Annotated in this window: 14 protein-coding genes and 1 riboswitch; of the genes, 1 reads left to right on the forward strand and 13 read right to left on the reverse strand. The window is 73.8% G+C overall.

Going from position 1 to position 16,115, the window contains the following annotated elements; all coding sequences use genetic code 11:
• Positions 1-83: 83 nt before the first annotated feature.
• Both CcI49_RS32750 and CcI49_RS40160 read right to left on the reverse strand, forming a co-directional pair.
• The gene (locus CcI49_RS32750; RefSeq protein WP_076833139.1) at positions 84-1,172 is read right to left on the reverse strand and encodes an SseB family protein; all 1,089 of its coding nucleotides are present in this window, start codon (positions 1,170-1,172) and stop codon (positions 84-86) included.
• 46 nt (positions 1,173-1,218) lie between these two features.
• Positions 1,219-2,049, reverse strand: coding sequence for a cellulose synthase operon protein YhjQ/BcsQ (locus CcI49_RS40160; protein ID WP_083473237.1), 831 nt, complete (start codon positions 2,047-2,049; stop codon positions 1,219-1,221).
• A gap of 44 nt (positions 2,050-2,093) precedes the next feature.
• Here CcI49_RS40160 and CcI49_RS42830 point away from each other — a divergent pair, with 44 nt between their 5' ends.
• The gene (locus tag CcI49_RS42830) at positions 2,094-2,561 is read left to right on the forward strand and encodes a hypothetical protein (protein WP_198955708.1); all 468 of its coding nucleotides are present in this window, start codon (positions 2,094-2,096) and stop codon (positions 2,559-2,561) included.
• A 736-nt stretch (positions 2,562-3,297) separates the two neighbouring features.
• Here the strand turns inward: CcI49_RS42830 and ribH are convergent.
• The 11 genes from ribH to coaBC all read right to left on the reverse strand — a co-directional run bounded on the left by ribH (position 3,298) and on the right by coaBC (position 16,113).
• The gene (gene ribH / locus CcI49_RS32760) at positions 3,298-3,780 is read right to left on the reverse strand and encodes a 6,7-dimethyl-8-ribityllumazine synthase (RefSeq protein WP_076833142.1); all 483 of its coding nucleotides are present in this window, start codon (positions 3,778-3,780) and stop codon (positions 3,298-3,300) included.
• Positions 3,777-5,306 carry a bifunctional 3,4-dihydroxy-2-butanone-4-phosphate synthase/GTP cyclohydrolase II gene (locus CcI49_RS32765; protein ID WP_076833145.1) on the reverse strand — a complete coding sequence of 510 codons (1,530 nt, stop codon included), beginning with the start codon at positions 5,304-5,306 and terminating at the stop codon, positions 3,777-3,779. Before CcI49_RS32765 ends, ribH begins: the two co-directional genes overlap by 4 nt.
• A complete protein-coding gene (locus tag CcI49_RS32770) occupies positions 5,306-5,977 on the reverse strand; it encodes a riboflavin synthase (protein ID WP_054566640.1) in 672 nt (223 codons plus the stop codon). Before CcI49_RS32770 ends, CcI49_RS32765 begins: the two co-directional genes overlap by 1 nt.
• Before the next feature lie 132 nt (positions 5,978-6,109).
• A riboswitch (FMN riboswitch) is annotated at positions 6,110-6,240 on the reverse strand.
• A 226-nt stretch (positions 6,241-6,466) separates the two neighbouring features.
• The gene (gene rpe, locus CcI49_RS32775) at positions 6,467-7,174 is read right to left on the reverse strand and encodes a ribulose-phosphate 3-epimerase (protein WP_054566639.1); all 708 of its coding nucleotides are present in this window, start codon (positions 7,172-7,174) and stop codon (positions 6,467-6,469) included.
• A gap of 145 nt (positions 7,175-7,319) precedes the next feature.
• Positions 7,320-8,750 carry a transcription antitermination factor NusB gene (locus CcI49_RS32780; RefSeq protein ID WP_076833149.1) on the reverse strand — a complete coding sequence of 477 codons (1,431 nt, stop codon included), beginning with the start codon at positions 8,748-8,750 and terminating at the stop codon, positions 7,320-7,322.
• Positions 8,747-9,760, reverse strand: a complete 1,014-nt coding sequence (gene fmt, locus CcI49_RS32785; protein ID WP_076833152.1) for a methionyl-tRNA formyltransferase — start codon at positions 9,758-9,760, stop codon at positions 8,747-8,749. Before fmt ends, CcI49_RS32780 begins: the two co-directional genes overlap by 4 nt.
• Positions 9,761-9,775: 15 nt before the next feature.
• On the reverse strand, positions 9,776-9,928 hold the full coding sequence (locus CcI49_RS42835) for a hypothetical protein (RefSeq protein ID WP_198955709.1): 153 nt from the start codon (positions 9,926-9,928) through the stop codon (positions 9,776-9,778).
• A 20-nt stretch (positions 9,929-9,948) separates the two neighbouring features.
• Positions 9,949-10,500, reverse strand: a complete 552-nt coding sequence (gene def, locus CcI49_RS32790) for a peptide deformylase (RefSeq protein WP_006540122.1) — start codon at positions 10,498-10,500, stop codon at positions 9,949-9,951.
• 174 nt (positions 10,501-10,674) lie between these two features.
• Entirely contained in the window at positions 10,675-12,978 is a 2,304-nt protein-coding gene (locus tag CcI49_RS32795; RefSeq protein WP_116437564.1) for a primosomal protein N', read from the reverse strand.
• 652 nt (positions 12,979-13,630) lie between these two features.
• Complete coding sequence (metK, locus tag CcI49_RS32800; protein ID WP_054566635.1) at positions 13,631-14,827, reverse strand: methionine adenosyltransferase; 1,197 nt, start codon at positions 14,825-14,827, stop codon at positions 13,631-13,633.
• An 86-nt stretch (positions 14,828-14,913) separates the two neighbouring features.
• Positions 14,914-16,113: a bifunctional phosphopantothenoylcysteine decarboxylase/phosphopantothenate--cysteine ligase CoaBC gene (coaBC, locus tag CcI49_RS32805; RefSeq protein WP_054566634.1), complete on the reverse strand. Its 1,200-nt coding sequence runs from the start codon at positions 16,111-16,113 to the stop codon at positions 14,914-14,916.
• Positions 16,114-16,115 lie beyond the last annotated feature (2 nt).

A 16,115-nucleotide genomic window follows, 5' to 3' on the forward strand; every position in this document is an offset into this window, starting at 1 on the left:
GGCAGGTCAGAGCCGACAACGGAACAGGTCGGAGTCAGCGACCGAAAGGCCCACTCCTGCTGGTGGCGCCGCCGGCATCCCGGTCACGACCGGGGCCGCGCGCCCAGCAGCCGAAAGCCCCGGCGCCCCGGTGGACGAACCCCCCGCCCGAGATGCGCCCGCACCGCCGGCACCTCGGTGGGGTCGACCACGAGCACCGCGGCCGCCATCTCGTCCGGGCCCTGACCTCCGCCGGTGCCGACGATCGTCGGTGCGGACGGGTCCTCCATGGCCTCCCGCAGCCGGCGCACGATCTCGGTGACCATCGCGTCGAGCTCGGCCTCCGTGTCGCTGCCACCGGCCGCACCGCCGGACCCCCCGGCCTGCGCGCCACCGGCCCGCGTGCCGGCGCCGGCACGGGCCACACCGTGCACCGCCACGGCGAGCACCGGACGTGCCTGGTGATCCGGCCCGACCGACTGCGCGAGCTCCGCCGGCCACACCTCGGTACCGGCGGGCAGACCGGCCAGCGCCGCGCGAATCCGCCGCCGGCCCCGCGCGCCCAGCGGCACCGGGCGCGGGCGCAGCAGCCCGCCGCCGCCGTCGTCAGCCACGATCACCTCGTCGCGCCGGTCGGAAGCAGCCCCGCCAGCACCCCCGCCAGTGGCCTGCGCGGCCCCGTTCGCCGCACCACCGCCGGCGCTCGCCGCCCCGGAGGAGATCCACATGCCCTCGCCGGCCCCGAACGGCCGCGGACCACGCCAGGCGGCACCCCGGGCACCGTCCTCGGTGGACGGGCGCACGTCCAGGGTGACCGGCGCCGGCCCACCGAGATCGATCACCACCGCGGCCAGACCCATGCGGACGGCCTCGGCGCAGGCATCCGGCAGCGTCACCGGCACCGGACGCACGGACGGACGCCAGGCGGCCATGACGTCGACCGAGCTGAAGACCGGCAGCGCACCAGAACCGGACGGCGTGCGCAGGGTCACCAGAACCATGTCGCTCTTCTTGTCCGCGCCGGTCACGGCATCGGTCGCGAGCGCCCTCGCCTCCACCCCGACGAACACCCGGGCCCCCGGCAGCGCCGCCGTCAGCGCGGCCCGGTCGCCAGAGCGCAGGGCGGCCAACAGCGCGGAGTCGGCAAGCCCGTCGTCACCCTGCCCGGGTGGCGTCAGCAGGTCGGGAGGCATCACACCGACTGTAGTGCCTCAATCGGCCCGTCCGGCACGGCGGCTGTCACTGATCGGCGGGGTCGGCCGCCGCGGCCAGCTCCTCGAAGGCCGCCCGGGTCCGCCGGCGCAGCCGGTACCAGTCGACGGGCCGGCAGTCCGTCAGCCCCGGGTCGAAGGGGACGGTGACCAACCGGCGAGCCCGAGCCTCGAGATCRCCCAGGCGTTGACGTGCCACCCGGGTGAGCCGGGTCGGGTAGGTCTCCACGACCGCGACCAGCACCGAGGCCTGCAGATCCGCCCGCCCGGCGGCGGCCAGCGCGGTCAGCGCATGACCCGCCGCGGCCAGCTCCGCCTCACCCGCGCGGCATGAGAGGACGACCTGGTCGCCGCGGGCGAGCAGCGTCGCGGACACCGGCTGGCTCCAGCCCGGCGGGCCATCCGCGATCACCACCTGGAACCAGCGGCCGAGCAGGTTCAGCGCGGCGGCCAGCTCGTGCGCGGTCAGCCCGGGCGCGGTGAGGTCGTGCACCCCGGGAAGCACCTCGAGACCACCGGGGCCGTCCGCCCTCAGGTAAAGCCGCAGCTCCGTGAGCGACTCGACCGGAGGCTGGGCGGTGACCAGCTCCCGCACCCCGCTGGTCCCGGAGCCCAGGCCGACCCGGTGCGTCAGCATCCCGTACTGGTCAGGGCAGGCATCCACGGCGACGACGCGCGCACCGCCGCGGGCCGCGAGCGCCAGGCCGAGCCCGGCGGCGACCGTCGTTCGGCCGCCACCGCCGCCGAATCCCCCGACCAGGACACAGCGGGTTCGGACCGCGGCGCCACGGAAGGGCGCGGGAACGATCTCTGCCCCGGGGCGCGACGGCACCGCGGGCAGGGACGCGCGGGGGGGCACGGTCCCGATCGGGGACGCCGACGGGCGCGGCAACGACAAGGCGGATGCTCGCGTTCCCAGCTGCGGGGACGGTGGCGGTGATGCCGGTGCCGGTGGCGGCGGAGGCGGCGGAGGCGGCGGAGGCGGCGGAGGCGGCGGAGGCGGCGGAGGCGGCGGAGGCGGCGGAGGCGGAGGCGGAGGCGGCGGTGGCACCGGTTGTGGTTGCGGCTGCGCCGTCGGATGCGGCCTCGGTACCGGTGGGAGCGGCGGCAACGGCGCACGCTGACCGAAACCGGGAGCGAGTGCCGGTGGCACCCCGGCCGCGGCGTTCGGGGCTACGACCTGCGGCACCCAGCCGCCCCCCGCGGCGGGCTCGTGAGCACTCGCCGGAGCCGCCGGACCCGCCGACCCGTGGTCAGGTGGCCCGTGGCCAGGTGACCCATGGTCAGGTGGCCCGTGGTCAGGCCGCACCTGGTCGGGGTTCGTGGGAGAAGCCGGGCCGGGCGACACCGGCGGACCCGCGTACGCGGTGACCGGCGGTGGGGCCGCGTGCGGCGCCGGCGCTGGATTGGTCGCCGTGGCCGGCGGGTTCGTCGCCGTGGCACCGCGTTCCGGCTCGGGTCGAGGCGCCCGCGGACGACCCCGGCCCGCGCGGCGGCCGACGGTGGCCAGACCGGGCTGGGAGTCCTGCGTCATCCGCATGCCCAGCAGGGACACCGGGCGGGCATCGCCCTCGGCGTCGTCGCCGGTGTCTCCCGGGCCCGTACCGCCCGCGCCGGCTCCCGGATCCGTGCCGGAGCCGGCGCCGTACCGCTCCCGACCTGCTCCGCCGGGCTCGGACCCCTCGGAGTCGGATCGTGGTGGGAACGTCCCGCCGCCCCCGTCACGTTCGGATCCGCGGCCCGTCTCGTGCATCTGCCCCACCCCATGTGTGTCGACCGTCCGAAAGGCCGGCGCCGGTGGCGGGCCCCCCGCCCACCACCGAACCGGCCTGTCGTACCGGAACCCCGCATGAGGCGACGCGTACGCGGCAGGCCCCCCTCGAACCCGCCACCGCGACCACCGTGCGGCCACGGTACGCCCCCGGCCGCCGCGTGCCTGCGTGGACCCCGCAGCACGCGAGGTCACCGATACGGTTCGAAAACACACTCTCGCGGAAGGTGCGTCCCCACAAGTGTGACGGGCCGACACCATCGTGACGGACCGTCCACACCCGATGACAGGCCACCGACATCCCACAGGGACATGGAGTCGGGCGAGCCGGAGGTGCTACGCGAGCGCCGCGATCCCGCGCAGGACGACAGCCGTGTCCAGCGCGGCCAGCGTGGCCTCGCGCCCCTTGTCCTCCACCGACCCGGGCAGGCCGGCCCGGTCGCGCGCCTGCGCCACGGTGTCGCAGGTCAGCAGGCCGAAGCCGACCGGTACCCCGGAGTCGAGGGTGACCCGGGCCAGGCCGTCGGTGACGAACCGGCAGACATAGTCGAAGTGCGGTGTACCACCACGGATCACCGCACCCAGCGCCACCACCGCGTCGTGGCGGGAGGCCAGCGCGGCCGCCACCACCGGCAGCTCCACCGCGCCGGACACCCTGACCACGGTCGGGCCGACCGCCACCCCCGCGTCCTTGGCGGCCCGCAGCGCGCCGCCGAGCAGCGAGTCGGTGATCTCCGTGTGCCAGCGGGTCGCGACGATCGCCAGCCTGACGTCGCCGGCGTCGGGCAGTTCCTCAGCAGGTGCACCTGCGCCGCTCATCGTGCCTCCTCACACGCTCGGCCCGACCAGTCAACGCCGGCCGGCCCCGTCTTCGACCAGTGGTTCGTCTCGTGAGCGGAGGCCACGGCCTCGTCCGCGCCGACAGCCAGCGGCAGGCCCGGCAGCTCATGGCCCATCCGGTCCCGCTTCGTCGTCAGATAGCGCAGGTTCTCCGGGGTGTGCGCCACCGGCAGCCCGATCTGCTCGACGACCCGCAGGCCGTGCCGCTCCAGCCCCACCCGCTTCGTCGGGTTGTTGGTCAGCAGCCGCAGGCTGCGGACGCCCAGGTCGAGCAGCATCTGGGCGCCGGTGCCGTACTCGCGCGCGTCGGCGGGCAGACCGAGCGCGAGGTTCGCGTCGACGGTGTCATGGCCGATGTCCTGCAGCTGGTAGGCACGCAGCTTGTCGAGCAGGCCGATGCCACGCCCTTCGTGCCCGCGCACATACAGCACGACCCCGCGGCCTTCGGTCGCGACCGCGCGCAGCGACGCGTCCAGCTGGTTGCCGCAGTCGCAGCGCCGCGATCCGAAGACGTCCCCCGTCAGGCATTCGCTGTGCACTCTGACCAGGACGTTCTCTCCCGTCCCGAGATCGCCGCGGACCAGCGCGATGTGCTCGATGCCGTCACGGGTGTCCCGGAAGCCCACGGCCTGGAACAGGCCGTAGCGGGTCGGGATCTGGGCCTCGGCCAGCCGCTCGACCTGCTTCTCCGTCCGGCGGCGATAGTCGATGAGCGCCTCGATCGAGATCAGGGCCAGATTGTGCTCGCGGGCGAACACCGTCAGCTCGGGCAGCCGGGCCATGGTGCCGTCGTCGTTGACGATCTCGCAGATCGCCCCGGCCGGGCGCAGGCCGGCCAGCCGAGCGAGGTCGACCGCGGCCTCGGTGTGCCCGGGCCGGCGCAGCACGCCGCCCTCGCGGGCACGCAGCGGGAAGATGTGCCCGGGCCGGGTGAGGTCGCCGGGCTCGGTGGTCGGGTCGGCCAGCAGGCGGATGGTGCGGGCGCGGTCCGCGGCGGAGATGCCGGTCGTGACGCCGGTACGCGCGTCGACCGTGACCGTGAACGCCGTGCGCATCCGGTCGGTGTTCTGCGGGACCATCTGGTCGAGCTCCAGCCGGTCGACCTCGGCCGGGTCGAGCGGGACGCAGACCACGCCGGCGGTGTGGCGGATCATGAAGGCGAGCAGCTCGGGCGTGGCGGCCTCGGCCGCGAAGATCAGGTCGCCCTCGTTCTCACGGTCCTCGTCATCGACGACGACCACGGGGCGGCCGGCCGCGATCTCGGCGATCGCCGTCTCGATCGTCGCGAACGGCGACCCTGCGTCGTCCGCGGGCCGAACCGTCTCACCGGCGGGGCGGGCGTGCTCGCCGGCCGCCGCCGGAGCTGCCTGCGTGGCTGCCTGCGCGGCTTCACCGACGGGCCGGCGGGCCACGGGCGCCGCCGCGTCGGGCGTTCCCGCGCCCGACAGGTGGGTGCCGGTCGGCTGGAAGGGGGCCGCGGAGTCGCCGGCCAGGTATGTGGTCATCAGTGTGATCCGTTCAGATCCGCATGCAGCTTTTCGACGTATTTGGCCAGGACGTCGACCTCTATGTTGACCTTGTCGCCGACCGCGCGGACACCCAGCGTGGTGTCGGCGAGAGTGGTCGGGATGAGGCTTACCGTGAAGCTCGCGGGCTCGTCGCCAGCCGCCGGGCGCACGTCGACCACAGTCAGGCTGACACCGTCGACGGTGACCGAGCCCTTCTCCACCAGGTAGCGGTCCAGCCGCGGCGGCAGGGCGATCCGGACGACGTCCCAGTGCTCGGCGGGCGCCCGCTCCAGGACGACGCCGACCCCGTCGACATGGCCCTGCACGAGATGCCCACCGAGGCGGTCGGACAGCCGTACCGGGCGTTCCAGGTTCACCCGGTCACCGACGGACAGCGCGCCGAGCGAGGACCTGCGCAGCGTCTCCAGCATCACGTCGGCGGTGAACACACCGGCCGGGTCCGCGGCGGGCTCGGCCGTGCCGGCGCCCTCCGCGTCCGGAGGACGGGCATAGGAGGTCACGGTGAGACATACGCCGTTGACCGCCACCGAGGCACCATGCGCCACATCGCTCAGGACGTTTCGACACTCGATGGTCAAGGACGCGGCGTCCTGCCGCGGCTCGATCGCGGTAACCACGCCGAGTTCCTCGACGATGCCGGTGAACATCCGATCCCCGCGCCTTCCCGGTCCCGGCACCACGTCCCGAGAACACAGAAAGATCACGCGGGTCAAAGCCGACGCGGCAGCGCCGACCCAACGCCGCGACGACCACACGCATGGTCGGCACGGCGGTGCCCCGCGCGCGTCCTCCCATCCGGACTTTCACCGTCGGTCCCGGAATTCCACCAGGTCCACCGGCCACCACACGGGTGGACGGGTCGCGGACTATCACCGCCGGCTCGGAATTTCACCGACCCCGGAGCGCGCGTGCTGTTGTCAGTACGCGGTCAAGTCTGACATACGACGGCCTCGGACGCTCGGGCCCACGAGCGTAATTCACGTCATTCTCCGAGGGCCCACAATCGGTACGGAGCGGCACCAACGGGCGGTCGACACGCGACCGTCGACATCGTGGCGCGACCATACGGACGCCCACCGTGAAAATCGATCAATCACTCTCGGCGTACTTTACTGAAAGTGATTAATCGATTCCGATCAGAATCCGGTCGCGGTGACGGGAGCAGGGGCGGTGAGTCGCGGGGCGGCGGCAAGCGCGAGCGCTCGCAGCGACTCGACGGCCGCGGCGGGATCCTCGAGGCCGAACACCGCCGTGCCGGCCACGAACACGTCGACACCCGCCTCGGCGGACCGTTCGATGGTCTCCCGGTTGACACCACCGTCGATCTGAAGCCACAGATCCAGCCCCCGGTCGTCGATCAGCCGACGCGCCGCGGCGATCTTCGGCAGGACCTCGTCCATGAACTTCTGACCGCCGAAGCCCGGCTCGATCGTCATCAACAGCAGCAGGTCGAACCGGTGCAGGTCGTCGAGGTAGTGCTCGACCGGGGTCGCCGGCTTCACCGCGAGCCCGGTGCGGGCCCCGGCGGCGCGGATCGCGTCGGTGGTGCGGGCGATGTCGTCGACGGCCTCGGCGTGGATCGTCACGTTCGCCGCGCCACGCTCGGCGAAGCCCGGCGCCCAGCGGTCCGGATCGTCGATCATCAGGTGGCAGTCGAGCGGAGTGTCGGTCACCCGGCGCAGCGCGTCGACGGTGTCGGGCGAGAACGCCAGGTTGGGCACGAAGTGGTAGTCCATGACGTCGACATGCAGCCAGTCCGCGTGCCCGGCCACGGCGCGCGCCGCATCGGCGATTCGCCCGAAGTCGGCGGCGAGCATGCTGGGATAGATCTGCGCGGTTGCCACGCGAGCGAGCGTATCCACTGCGGTCCACCGCTGAACCAGCGCTGTGAGGAGGACCTGATTCCTCCTCGTGCCGGATCAGTGAGCATCTGCCGTCTCGCGCCATGGCCGCCGGATACCGCGAGTCGGAATCGACGGCGGAAAAGGCTCAGTCGCTCCGGCGCCGCAGCAGTGCCAGGAACATCGCGTCGGTCCCGTGCAGATGTGGCCAGAGCTGGACGAACGGGCCCGAGCCGAGGCTGTCCGCCGGCACGTCGGCGAAGGCCGGCGAGCGACGCGCGTCGAGCGTGACGACGTCCGCCCGCTGCCCGACGACGGCGCTGACCACCTCGGACGTCTCCTCCCGGTGCGGTGAGCAGGTCACGTAGGCGACGACCCCACCGGGGCGGACGAGATCCAGCGCGCTGACGAGAAGCTGTCGTTGCAGCGGCGCCAGCACCGCGATGTCGGCGGGGGTGCGCCGCCACCGCGCCTCGGGCCGGCGCCGCAACGCGCCCAGCCCGGAGCAGGGGACGTCCACCAGCACCCGATCCGCGGTACCCGGGCGCACCGGTGGCATCCGGCCGTCCGCACGCACGACGTGGGCGGCCGGGAAACCGGCGAGAGACGCCGCGACCAGCCCGGCACGGGCGGCACGGGGCTCGAGCGCCAGCAGCCCCTCCCCTGGCGACCGCTCGGCGGCGAGAACGGCCGCGAGCAGAGCGGCCTTGCCGCCCGGGCCGGCGCACAGGTCCACGGTCAGCCCGCTGCTCCGGCCTACCATCGGCACCGCGGCGAGAGCGAGGGCCATGAGCTGGCTGCCCTCGTCCTGCACCGCGGCATCGCCGGCCACGACGGCGCCGAGCGCCCCCGGATCACCGCCTTCGAGGTGGACGGCGTACGGCGAACAGGCCCCGCGGTGGGCCTGCAGACCGGCCGCCGTCGCCTGTGCCACCAGCTCGTCGACTCCGATCCGGCCGGGCCGGGCGACGAGATGAACCCCTGGCCGCTGGTCGTTGGCCGCCAGCGCCGCCTGGGCGCCGGCCACGTCGCCGTCCAGCGCCTCCAGCACAACCTCGACGATCCACCGCGGATGCGCCGAGACCACCGAGAGATGACCGACCGGGTCCACGGAGACGTCCGGTGCGGACAGCAGGACCGCCACGTCGCCCGCGGTCTCCTCGACCCGGGCCGCGACCCGGCGCAGCACCGCGTTCGCGAACCGCACCGGGCGCTCCCCGCAGGTGGCGCGGACCAGCTCGACCGTCGACGCGACGGCCGCCCGGGCCGGCACCCGTGTCGAGAGCAGCTGATAGGTGCCCAGGCGCAGCGCGTCCCGCACCGGTGGGTCCACGGTGTCCACCGGGCGGCTCGTCACCGTGCCGAGCACACCGTCGAGCGTGCCCTGCGCGCGCAGCGAGCCGTAGGTCAGCTCGGTCGCGAACCCACGGTCGCGCGGGGAGAGCCGGCGCCGGTTCAGCAGCGCGGGCAGCATGAGGTTCGCGTAGGCGCCACGCTCGTCGACGGCGCGCAGCACCTCCCAGGCGAGCAGGCGGGCCGGATCGGCCGCCCCGCCGCGCCGCGGCGCCGACGTGTTCATGAGAAGGCCTCCTCCAAGCTGGGGCGCAGGCCGCGGATCCAGTCCGCGGCGGGCATCGCGCCCCGCCCTTCGGGACGGACCTCGCCGAGAACCACCGGAACGGTTCCCGTGCCCACGAGCACGGCACCGTTCCCGGCCATCACGATCCGCCCGGGCGGCAACGACCCGTCGTCGCCCGCGGCGCCGCCGTTCGGGATGCCACCGTTCGGGGTCCCGGGATTCGGGCTGCCGGTGTTCGGGCTGCCGGTGTTCGGGCTGCCGAGCCGCACCGGGCCGAGCTTCACCCGCCGGTCCCGCAGCGTCGTCCAGGCCCCCGGCGCCGGGGTCGCCGCGCGCACCAGCCGGTCGATCGCCACCGCGGGCTGCGACCAGTCGACCCGGACGTCGTCGACCGTGAGCTTCGGGGCCAGCGAGACCCCGTCGGCGGGCTGCGGACGTGCCTCGACCGAACCGTCCTCGATGCCGTCGAGCACTGCCACCAGCAGCCGGGCGCCGGCGATCGCCAGCCGCTCCAGCAGGTCACCGGAGGTGTCGCTGGGACGGATGCGCTCGGTCAGCACCCCGTAGACCGGGCCGGTGTCCATGGCCGGCTCGATCTGGAAGACGCTCGCACCGGTGAGGTCGTCGCCGGCGAGCACGGAACGCTGGACCGGCGCCGCTCCCCGGTAGGCGGGCAGCAGCGAGAAGTGCAGGTTCACCCAGCCGTGCTTGGGGATCTCCAGTGCCGGGGCGGGCAGCAGTGCTCCGTAGGCGACGACCGGGCAGCAGTCCGGGGCGATCTCGCCGAGCCGGCCGAGGAACTCCGGATCCCCGGCCCGGGCCGGGGAGAGCACCTCCAGCCCACGTTCGCCCGCCAGCTCATGCACGGGCGACGGGCGGACACGCCGGCCACGGCCAGCCGGGCGGTCGGGCCGCGTCACCACGGCGACGACCTGGTGGCGCGGGCTGTCCAGCAGCGCGCGCAGGCTCGGGATCGCCACGTCGGGAGTGCCCGCGAAGACAAGACGCATGACCGCAGCAGCTCCTCAGCGCCGGTCCCGGGGCGGATCCGCAGCAGCCGCCGATCCGATCGTCCCCACCATCATCACGATCATCGAACTCGCGGTGGACCCGATCGTGGAACCGATCACCGTGCCCACCACCGAACCACTCGCCGTCGCCGCCAGCAGCGCGGCCATTATGATCTTCGCGTGGAAGCTCAGCGCCCGCGGCCGAACAGCGGGTGCGGCGAGACCTTCACGGTGGGCTTCGGCTCGTTCGCCCACTCCGCCTCGCGGATGGCCTTCATCGCCGCCCGCTTCGTCTCCTTGTCGAGGCGGTCGATGAAGAGGATCCCGTCGAGGTGATCGGTCTCGTGTTGCAGGCACCGGGACAGGATGCCACTGCCCTCGATCGTCACCGGGTCACCGTGAACGTTCTGCCCCACCGCGAGGACGCGTTCCGGGCGACGGAGATCGAACGACAGCCCGGGAAGGGACAGACATCCCTCCTCACCGTCCATCATCTCCTCGCTGAACGGCCCCAGCACCGGGTTGACCAGGTGGCCCACCTCGTCGGAGTCGTCCAGATAGGTGAAGACACGCAGGGAAACCCCGAGCTGTGGGGCGGCGAGCCCGACACCACCGGCCTCGTTCATGGTCTCGGCCAGGTCGTCGACCAGACGGCGCAGCTCCCGGTCGAAGGTCGCCACCGGGTCGGCGACCGTGCGCAGCACCGGATCCCCCAGCAGGCGGATGTCACGGACGGACACGGCCACTCCCTGAATGTCGTCAACTGAACGTCGTCAACTCGCTGGGCAGGGCCACTGGCACCGGCGCCGCCAGGCGCCCGAACCGGGCTCACCCGGATGACACCGGACAGCGATCGCCGCCGGATCAGTGAGATCGGACAGCCTCATGCTACGGGGTCGGCCATCGACCGCGGATCAGCCGATCATCAGCGGATCGAGCTGGACCCGCACCCGGTCCGCGCGGCGGGCGTCAAGTGTGCCGCGGGCCGCCCGCAACGCCCGGGCCAGCTCAGCGCCCTGATGCCGCCGGACCCGGATGATCAGGCGCTCGACCTCCTCGCCCGGTTCCAGATCGTGCGCGGCGACCGTGTGCTGTTCCTCGGCCGCACCGCCCTCCACCGCGCCACCGCCTTCCACCCGATCCGGCCCGGTCTGGCGGCCGGGGCGCGCGGGATGCGCGGGGCGGGCGGGCCGGGTGCCGCCGGAGACCCGGCGCGGTACCGGAACCGGTACCGGGCCGAGCACGTCCGCGCCGGCCGGCAGCCTGGCCGCGGCGAGCAGCTCGCCAAGCGCGGCCGGGGTGCCCTCGACGGCCGCGACCCGGCTGGCGGGCGGAAAACCCAGCTCGGCACGTTCATCGGCCTCACGCCCGACGAACTGAGCGGGATCCCACCGCACCAGCGCCTGGACCGGGCCGAGGCCGAGATCGGCCGCGACCACCACGAGACCACCGGCCTCGGCGGGCCGGGCCAGCGCGGCGGCCGCCAGCCATCTGCGCAGGCTCTCCTCCCCCGCGCGCAGATCGGGCCGGCCCAGCAACGCCCAGCCGTCCAGCAGGAGGACGGCCCCGTAGCCGCCGGCCGCGACCGGCTCGGCGCCCGGCGTCGCGATGACCAGCATGGGCTCCCCCGGCACCGTGGCCAGCACGGCTTCCCGCCCCGAGGTGCGAACCGGCACTCCGGGAAACGCCCGGCCCAGCTCCTCCGCCGTGCGGCGATCACCGACGACCGAGGCTCGCAGCTGGTCGCCGCCGCAGTTCCCGCACCGCCAGCCGCCCGTGGGCCGCCCCGCCTGCCCCGCCCGGGTGGGGTCGGCCGGCCGAGGAACCGGCCGGCCGCACCAGCGGCACGCCAGCGCGGCCGCGGACGAGGTACGCCCGAGTGGCCCCGAGCAGGCCCGGCAGCGGGCTGGGCGACGGCAGCGCGCGCAGGCGATCGACGGCTGGTAGCCGCGCCGGGGCACCTGGACGAGCGCCGGCACGCCCGCGGCGAGGGCGGCCCGCACCGCCCGGACCGCGAGCGACGGCAGGCGGGCGGCCCTGGCCGCCGGGTCGATCGACGCCTCGAAGTCGGAGCCGACCGGCTCGACGCGCGGAGCGAGCCGCCGCAGGGCGTCTCGGCCGGGCCCGAGCCGGCCCGCCCAGCCGACCCGGACCAGTGCCTCGGCCTCCACCGACGGGGAGAAGCCGCCGACGAGAACCGCGCAGCCTTCCTCCCGGGCACGCAGGACCGCGACGTCCCGGGTGTGCGGGTAGGGGGCACGCGGCTCGGCGTGCAGGTCATCGCCGTCGTCCCACACCACCAGCAGGCCGAGGTCCACCACCGGCGCGAAGATCGCCGCCCGGGTACCCACCACCACCCGCGCCTGGCCGCGGCGGACGGCGAGGAAACGCCGGTACCGCTCCTCGGGACCGAGGTCGGCCCGCAGCACCAGCGGTGGTGACGGGTCGACGGCCGAAACGCCCGTCGACACCGAGCCCACCGACGACGAGCCCACCGACACCGAGCCCATCGACGACGAGGCCAGCGAGTCGGCCAGGGCCGCGGCGACCCGGTCGACATCCCGATGGTCCGGGACGACGACGAGCGCGCCACGGCCGGACGCAGCGGTCGCCGCGACGGCCGAGGCGATCATCTCCGGCCAGGACGGGCCGGGGGGCGCCCACCACACGGCGCGCGGCGAGGCGCCGCTCGCGAGCGCGCGCAGGAAGGCGGGGCCGTCCGGGCAGATCGACCAGTCCGCCCGGCCGGGCTCGGGAACGGATTGGGTCACCGCCGGCGGATCCTGCCGGCCAGCCGAACCACCGGCCTGTCCACCGGCCGAACCGTCGGCATGGGACGCGACGGCTCCGCCATCCCGCGGCGGGCCCGCCGTCTCGGCCCGGGCGTGCCGAGGCGGGACCGCCAGCCGCAGCACGTCGGCCATCGTTCCCGCGTATCGGTCGGCGACAGACCGGGCCAGCCTCGCGATCGGCGGCGACAACACGGACACCGGGGACACCGATCGGGCGATCGGAGCCAGCCGCCCCTCGTGGTCGGAGCTGGCGCACCGCTCCAGCACGATTCCGTCCACCAGACGCCCGGCGAACCGGACCCGCACCCGTGAGCCCGCCACCACCGCGGCGGCCAGCGAGGCCGGGACCAGGTAGTCGAACGGCCGGTCGAGATGGACCAGCGGGGTGTCGATCACGACACGGGCGACCGGCAGCTCGTCAGCCACCGCGACGGGGCCCTGCTTACCTTTGGCCGTTCGTCCGCCTGTGCCCGCTCGTGCTCCGCGCCCGGCTCCGGTCGGCCTGGCGGACCGATCCGCGCCCGCGGCGCTGGCAGTGCCCGTGGAACCACCAGTGCCCGTGGAACCACCAGCGCCCGTGGAGCCACCAGTGCTCGGGCCTTCGAGGCCCGGGATCACCGCGCTCCCGTCGTCCACCAAGCATTCGTACCAGCCGGGCCCCACGGAACCAGAGCGCGGCCGGGCCACTTCAGCGACGGATCACCGAACGGCCACGGATCATCGCGCAGCGGGCACACGCATCGCTGAACGCCACCCGCGCGCACCCGAACGCCGCCGGGCCACCCACCACACAACGCCGTCAATCCACCAACAACAAGGGTGCAGAGTCACCTGGCAGTCCGCAAGACTTGAGGATTTTGGTCGTTCTCATAGCCAAAATCCTCAAGTCTTACTCGGCAGCGACCTTGAGGGGGCGGCGGCAACGACGGCGACGAGGGTGGTAGCCCGGGCCACCGCGCTTGTGCCGGAGCCGCCGGTCCGCATCCTGGTAGCCGCGGACCACAGGTCACAACAGCCCGGGGCAGGTCCTGGCCGGCTGGCCCAGGACCCGCCCCGGGGACTTACGAAAGCGTGCTGGTCAGCCCTTGACGGCCGCGGCCAGGGAGTCGGCACGCGAGGTCGACTCCCAGGTGAAGTCGAGCTCGGGACGGCCGAAGTGGCCGTAGGCCGCCGTCTGCGCGTAGATCGGGCGGAGCAGGTCGAGGTCACGGACGATGGCGGCCGGGCGAAGGTCGAAGACCGCGGTGACGGCGTCCTGGATCTGGGCGTCCGGCACCTTGCCCGTCCCGAAGGTCTCCACGAACAGACCGACCGGGTGGGCCTTTCCGATCGCGTAGGCGACCTGCACCTCGCAGCGGCTCGCGAGGCCCGCGGCCACCACGTTCTTGGCGACCCAGCGCATGGCGTAGGCGGCCGACCGGTCGACCTTGGACGGGTCCTTGCCGGAGAACGCGCCGCCACCGTGCCGGGCGTAGCCGCCGTAGGTGTCGACGATGATCTTGCGCCCGGTGAGGCCGGCGTCGCCCATCGGGCCACCGATCTCGAAACGCCCGGTTGGGTTCACCAGCAGCCGGCGGCCCTCGGTGGCGATCTCCAGCAGCGCCAGCTCGGGCTCGACGACGTACTCGGCGACGTCGGGCGCGAGCAGCGTGTCGAGGTCGATGTCCGCGGCGTGCTGCGAGGAGACGACGACCGTGTCGAGCCGGACCGGCTTGCCGTCCTCGTACTCGATGGTCACCTGGGTCTTGCCGTCCGGACGCAGGTAGCCGACCTGACCGTCCTTGCGGACCGCCGACAGCCGACGAGCGAGGCGGTGCGCCAGCGCGATCGGCAGCGGCATCAGCTCGGGCGTCTCGTCGCAGGCGAAGCCGAACATCAGGCCCTGGTCGCCGGCACCCTGACGGTCGAGGTCGTCCTCGGTCGAGCCACCGACCCGCGCCTCGTGCGCCGTGTCGACACCCTGGGCGATGTCGGGCGACTGGGCGCCGATGGAGACGCTCACGCCGCAGGACGCGCCGTCGAAGCCCTTCTTGGAGGAGTCGTAGCCGATCTCCAGGATCCGCTCACGAACCACCGAGGCGATGTCGACGTAGGTCTTGGTGGTCACCTCACCGGCGACATGCACCTGGCCGGTGGTGATCAGGGTCTCCACGGCGACCCGGCTCTTCGGGTCGTCCTTGAGCATGGCATCGAGAATCGAGTCGCTGATCTGGTCAGCGATCTTGTCCGGGTGCCCCTCCGTGACGGACTCGGACGTGAAAAGGCGCGTCGCCACTGGAATTACCCCCTGGGAGATCAGGACTGATACCGACGCAGTTTACCGAGGTTGAATCAGTAGTAGGCGCACCACCCACGGCGGGCTCATCCGAGCATACCGACAACATGATCGAAAATGCGGTGCGCGAGCAGGTCCTTGCTCATCAGCGGGACGTCCGTCGCTGTGCCGGCCCGGTCCAGCAGCACAGCGCTGTTGTGCTCGACCTCGAAGCCGAGCCCGGCGCCCACCTGGTTGACCACCAGGAGGTCCACCGGTTTGCGGGCGAGCTTGGCCCGGGCGAGCTCCAGCACCCCGCCGTCGGGGCCGCCGGTCTCCGCCGCGAACCCCACCAGGACCTGGCCCGGCCGCCGGTCGCGGACGAGCTCCGCGAGCACGTCGGGATTACGGGTCAGCTCGATGCTCTCCGGCGCCCCGGCATCCTTTTTGATCTTGTACTGATGCTCCGCCGCGGGCCGGAAGTCGGCGACCGCGGCCGCCATGATCACCACATCGGCGCCCGGCGCGCGCTCATGCACCGCGGTCCGCAGCTGCTCCGCCGAACCGACCCGCAGGATGGACGCACCCGCGACGTCGGACAGCGCCACGTTCGCCGCGACGACGGTGACCTCCGCCCCGCGGGCCACCGCGGCCCGGGCCAGCGCGTACCCCTGCCGGCCGCTGGAGGCGTTCCCGAGGAAACGCACGGGGTCGAGGTACTCACGGGTGCCGCCGGCGCTGATGAGAACGCGCCGGCCGGCGAGATCGGGCCGGGCGCCGCCGGCACCACGGGCGAGGACCGCCCGGGCGACCGCGGCGATCTCCACCGGGTCCGGCAGCCGGCCCGGGCCGGAGTCCGCTCCGGTCAGCCGCCCGACCGCCGGCTCCAGCACCAGGACGCCCCGCTCCCGCAGGAGCGCCACGTTCGCCCGGGTCGCCGGGTGCTGCCACATCTCGGTGTGCATCGCCGGAGCGAAGATCACCGGGCAGGTCGCGGTCAGGAGGGTGCCGGTGAGCAGGTCGTCGGCGCGGCCGGCCGCGGCACGTGCCATCAGGTCGGCGGTGGCCGGCACGACCAGCACGAGGTCGGCCTCCCGGCCGACCCGGACATGCGCGACGTCCTCGGCATCGGTGAACAGGTCGGTGCTGACCGGCTGCCCGGACAGCGCCGCCCAGGTGACCTCGCCGACGAACCGCAGTGCGGCCGCCGTCGGGACGACGCGCACCTGGTGCCCGGTCTCGGTCAGCTGGCGCAGAACCTCGACGGCCTTGTACGAGGCGATCCCACCGGACACTCCGAGGACCACCC

The sequence above is a fragment of the Frankia sp. CcI49 genome, assembly GCF_001983215.1.
Taxonomy (GTDB): Bacteria; Actinomycetota; Actinomycetes; order Frankiales; family Frankiaceae; genus Parafrankia; species Parafrankia irregularis.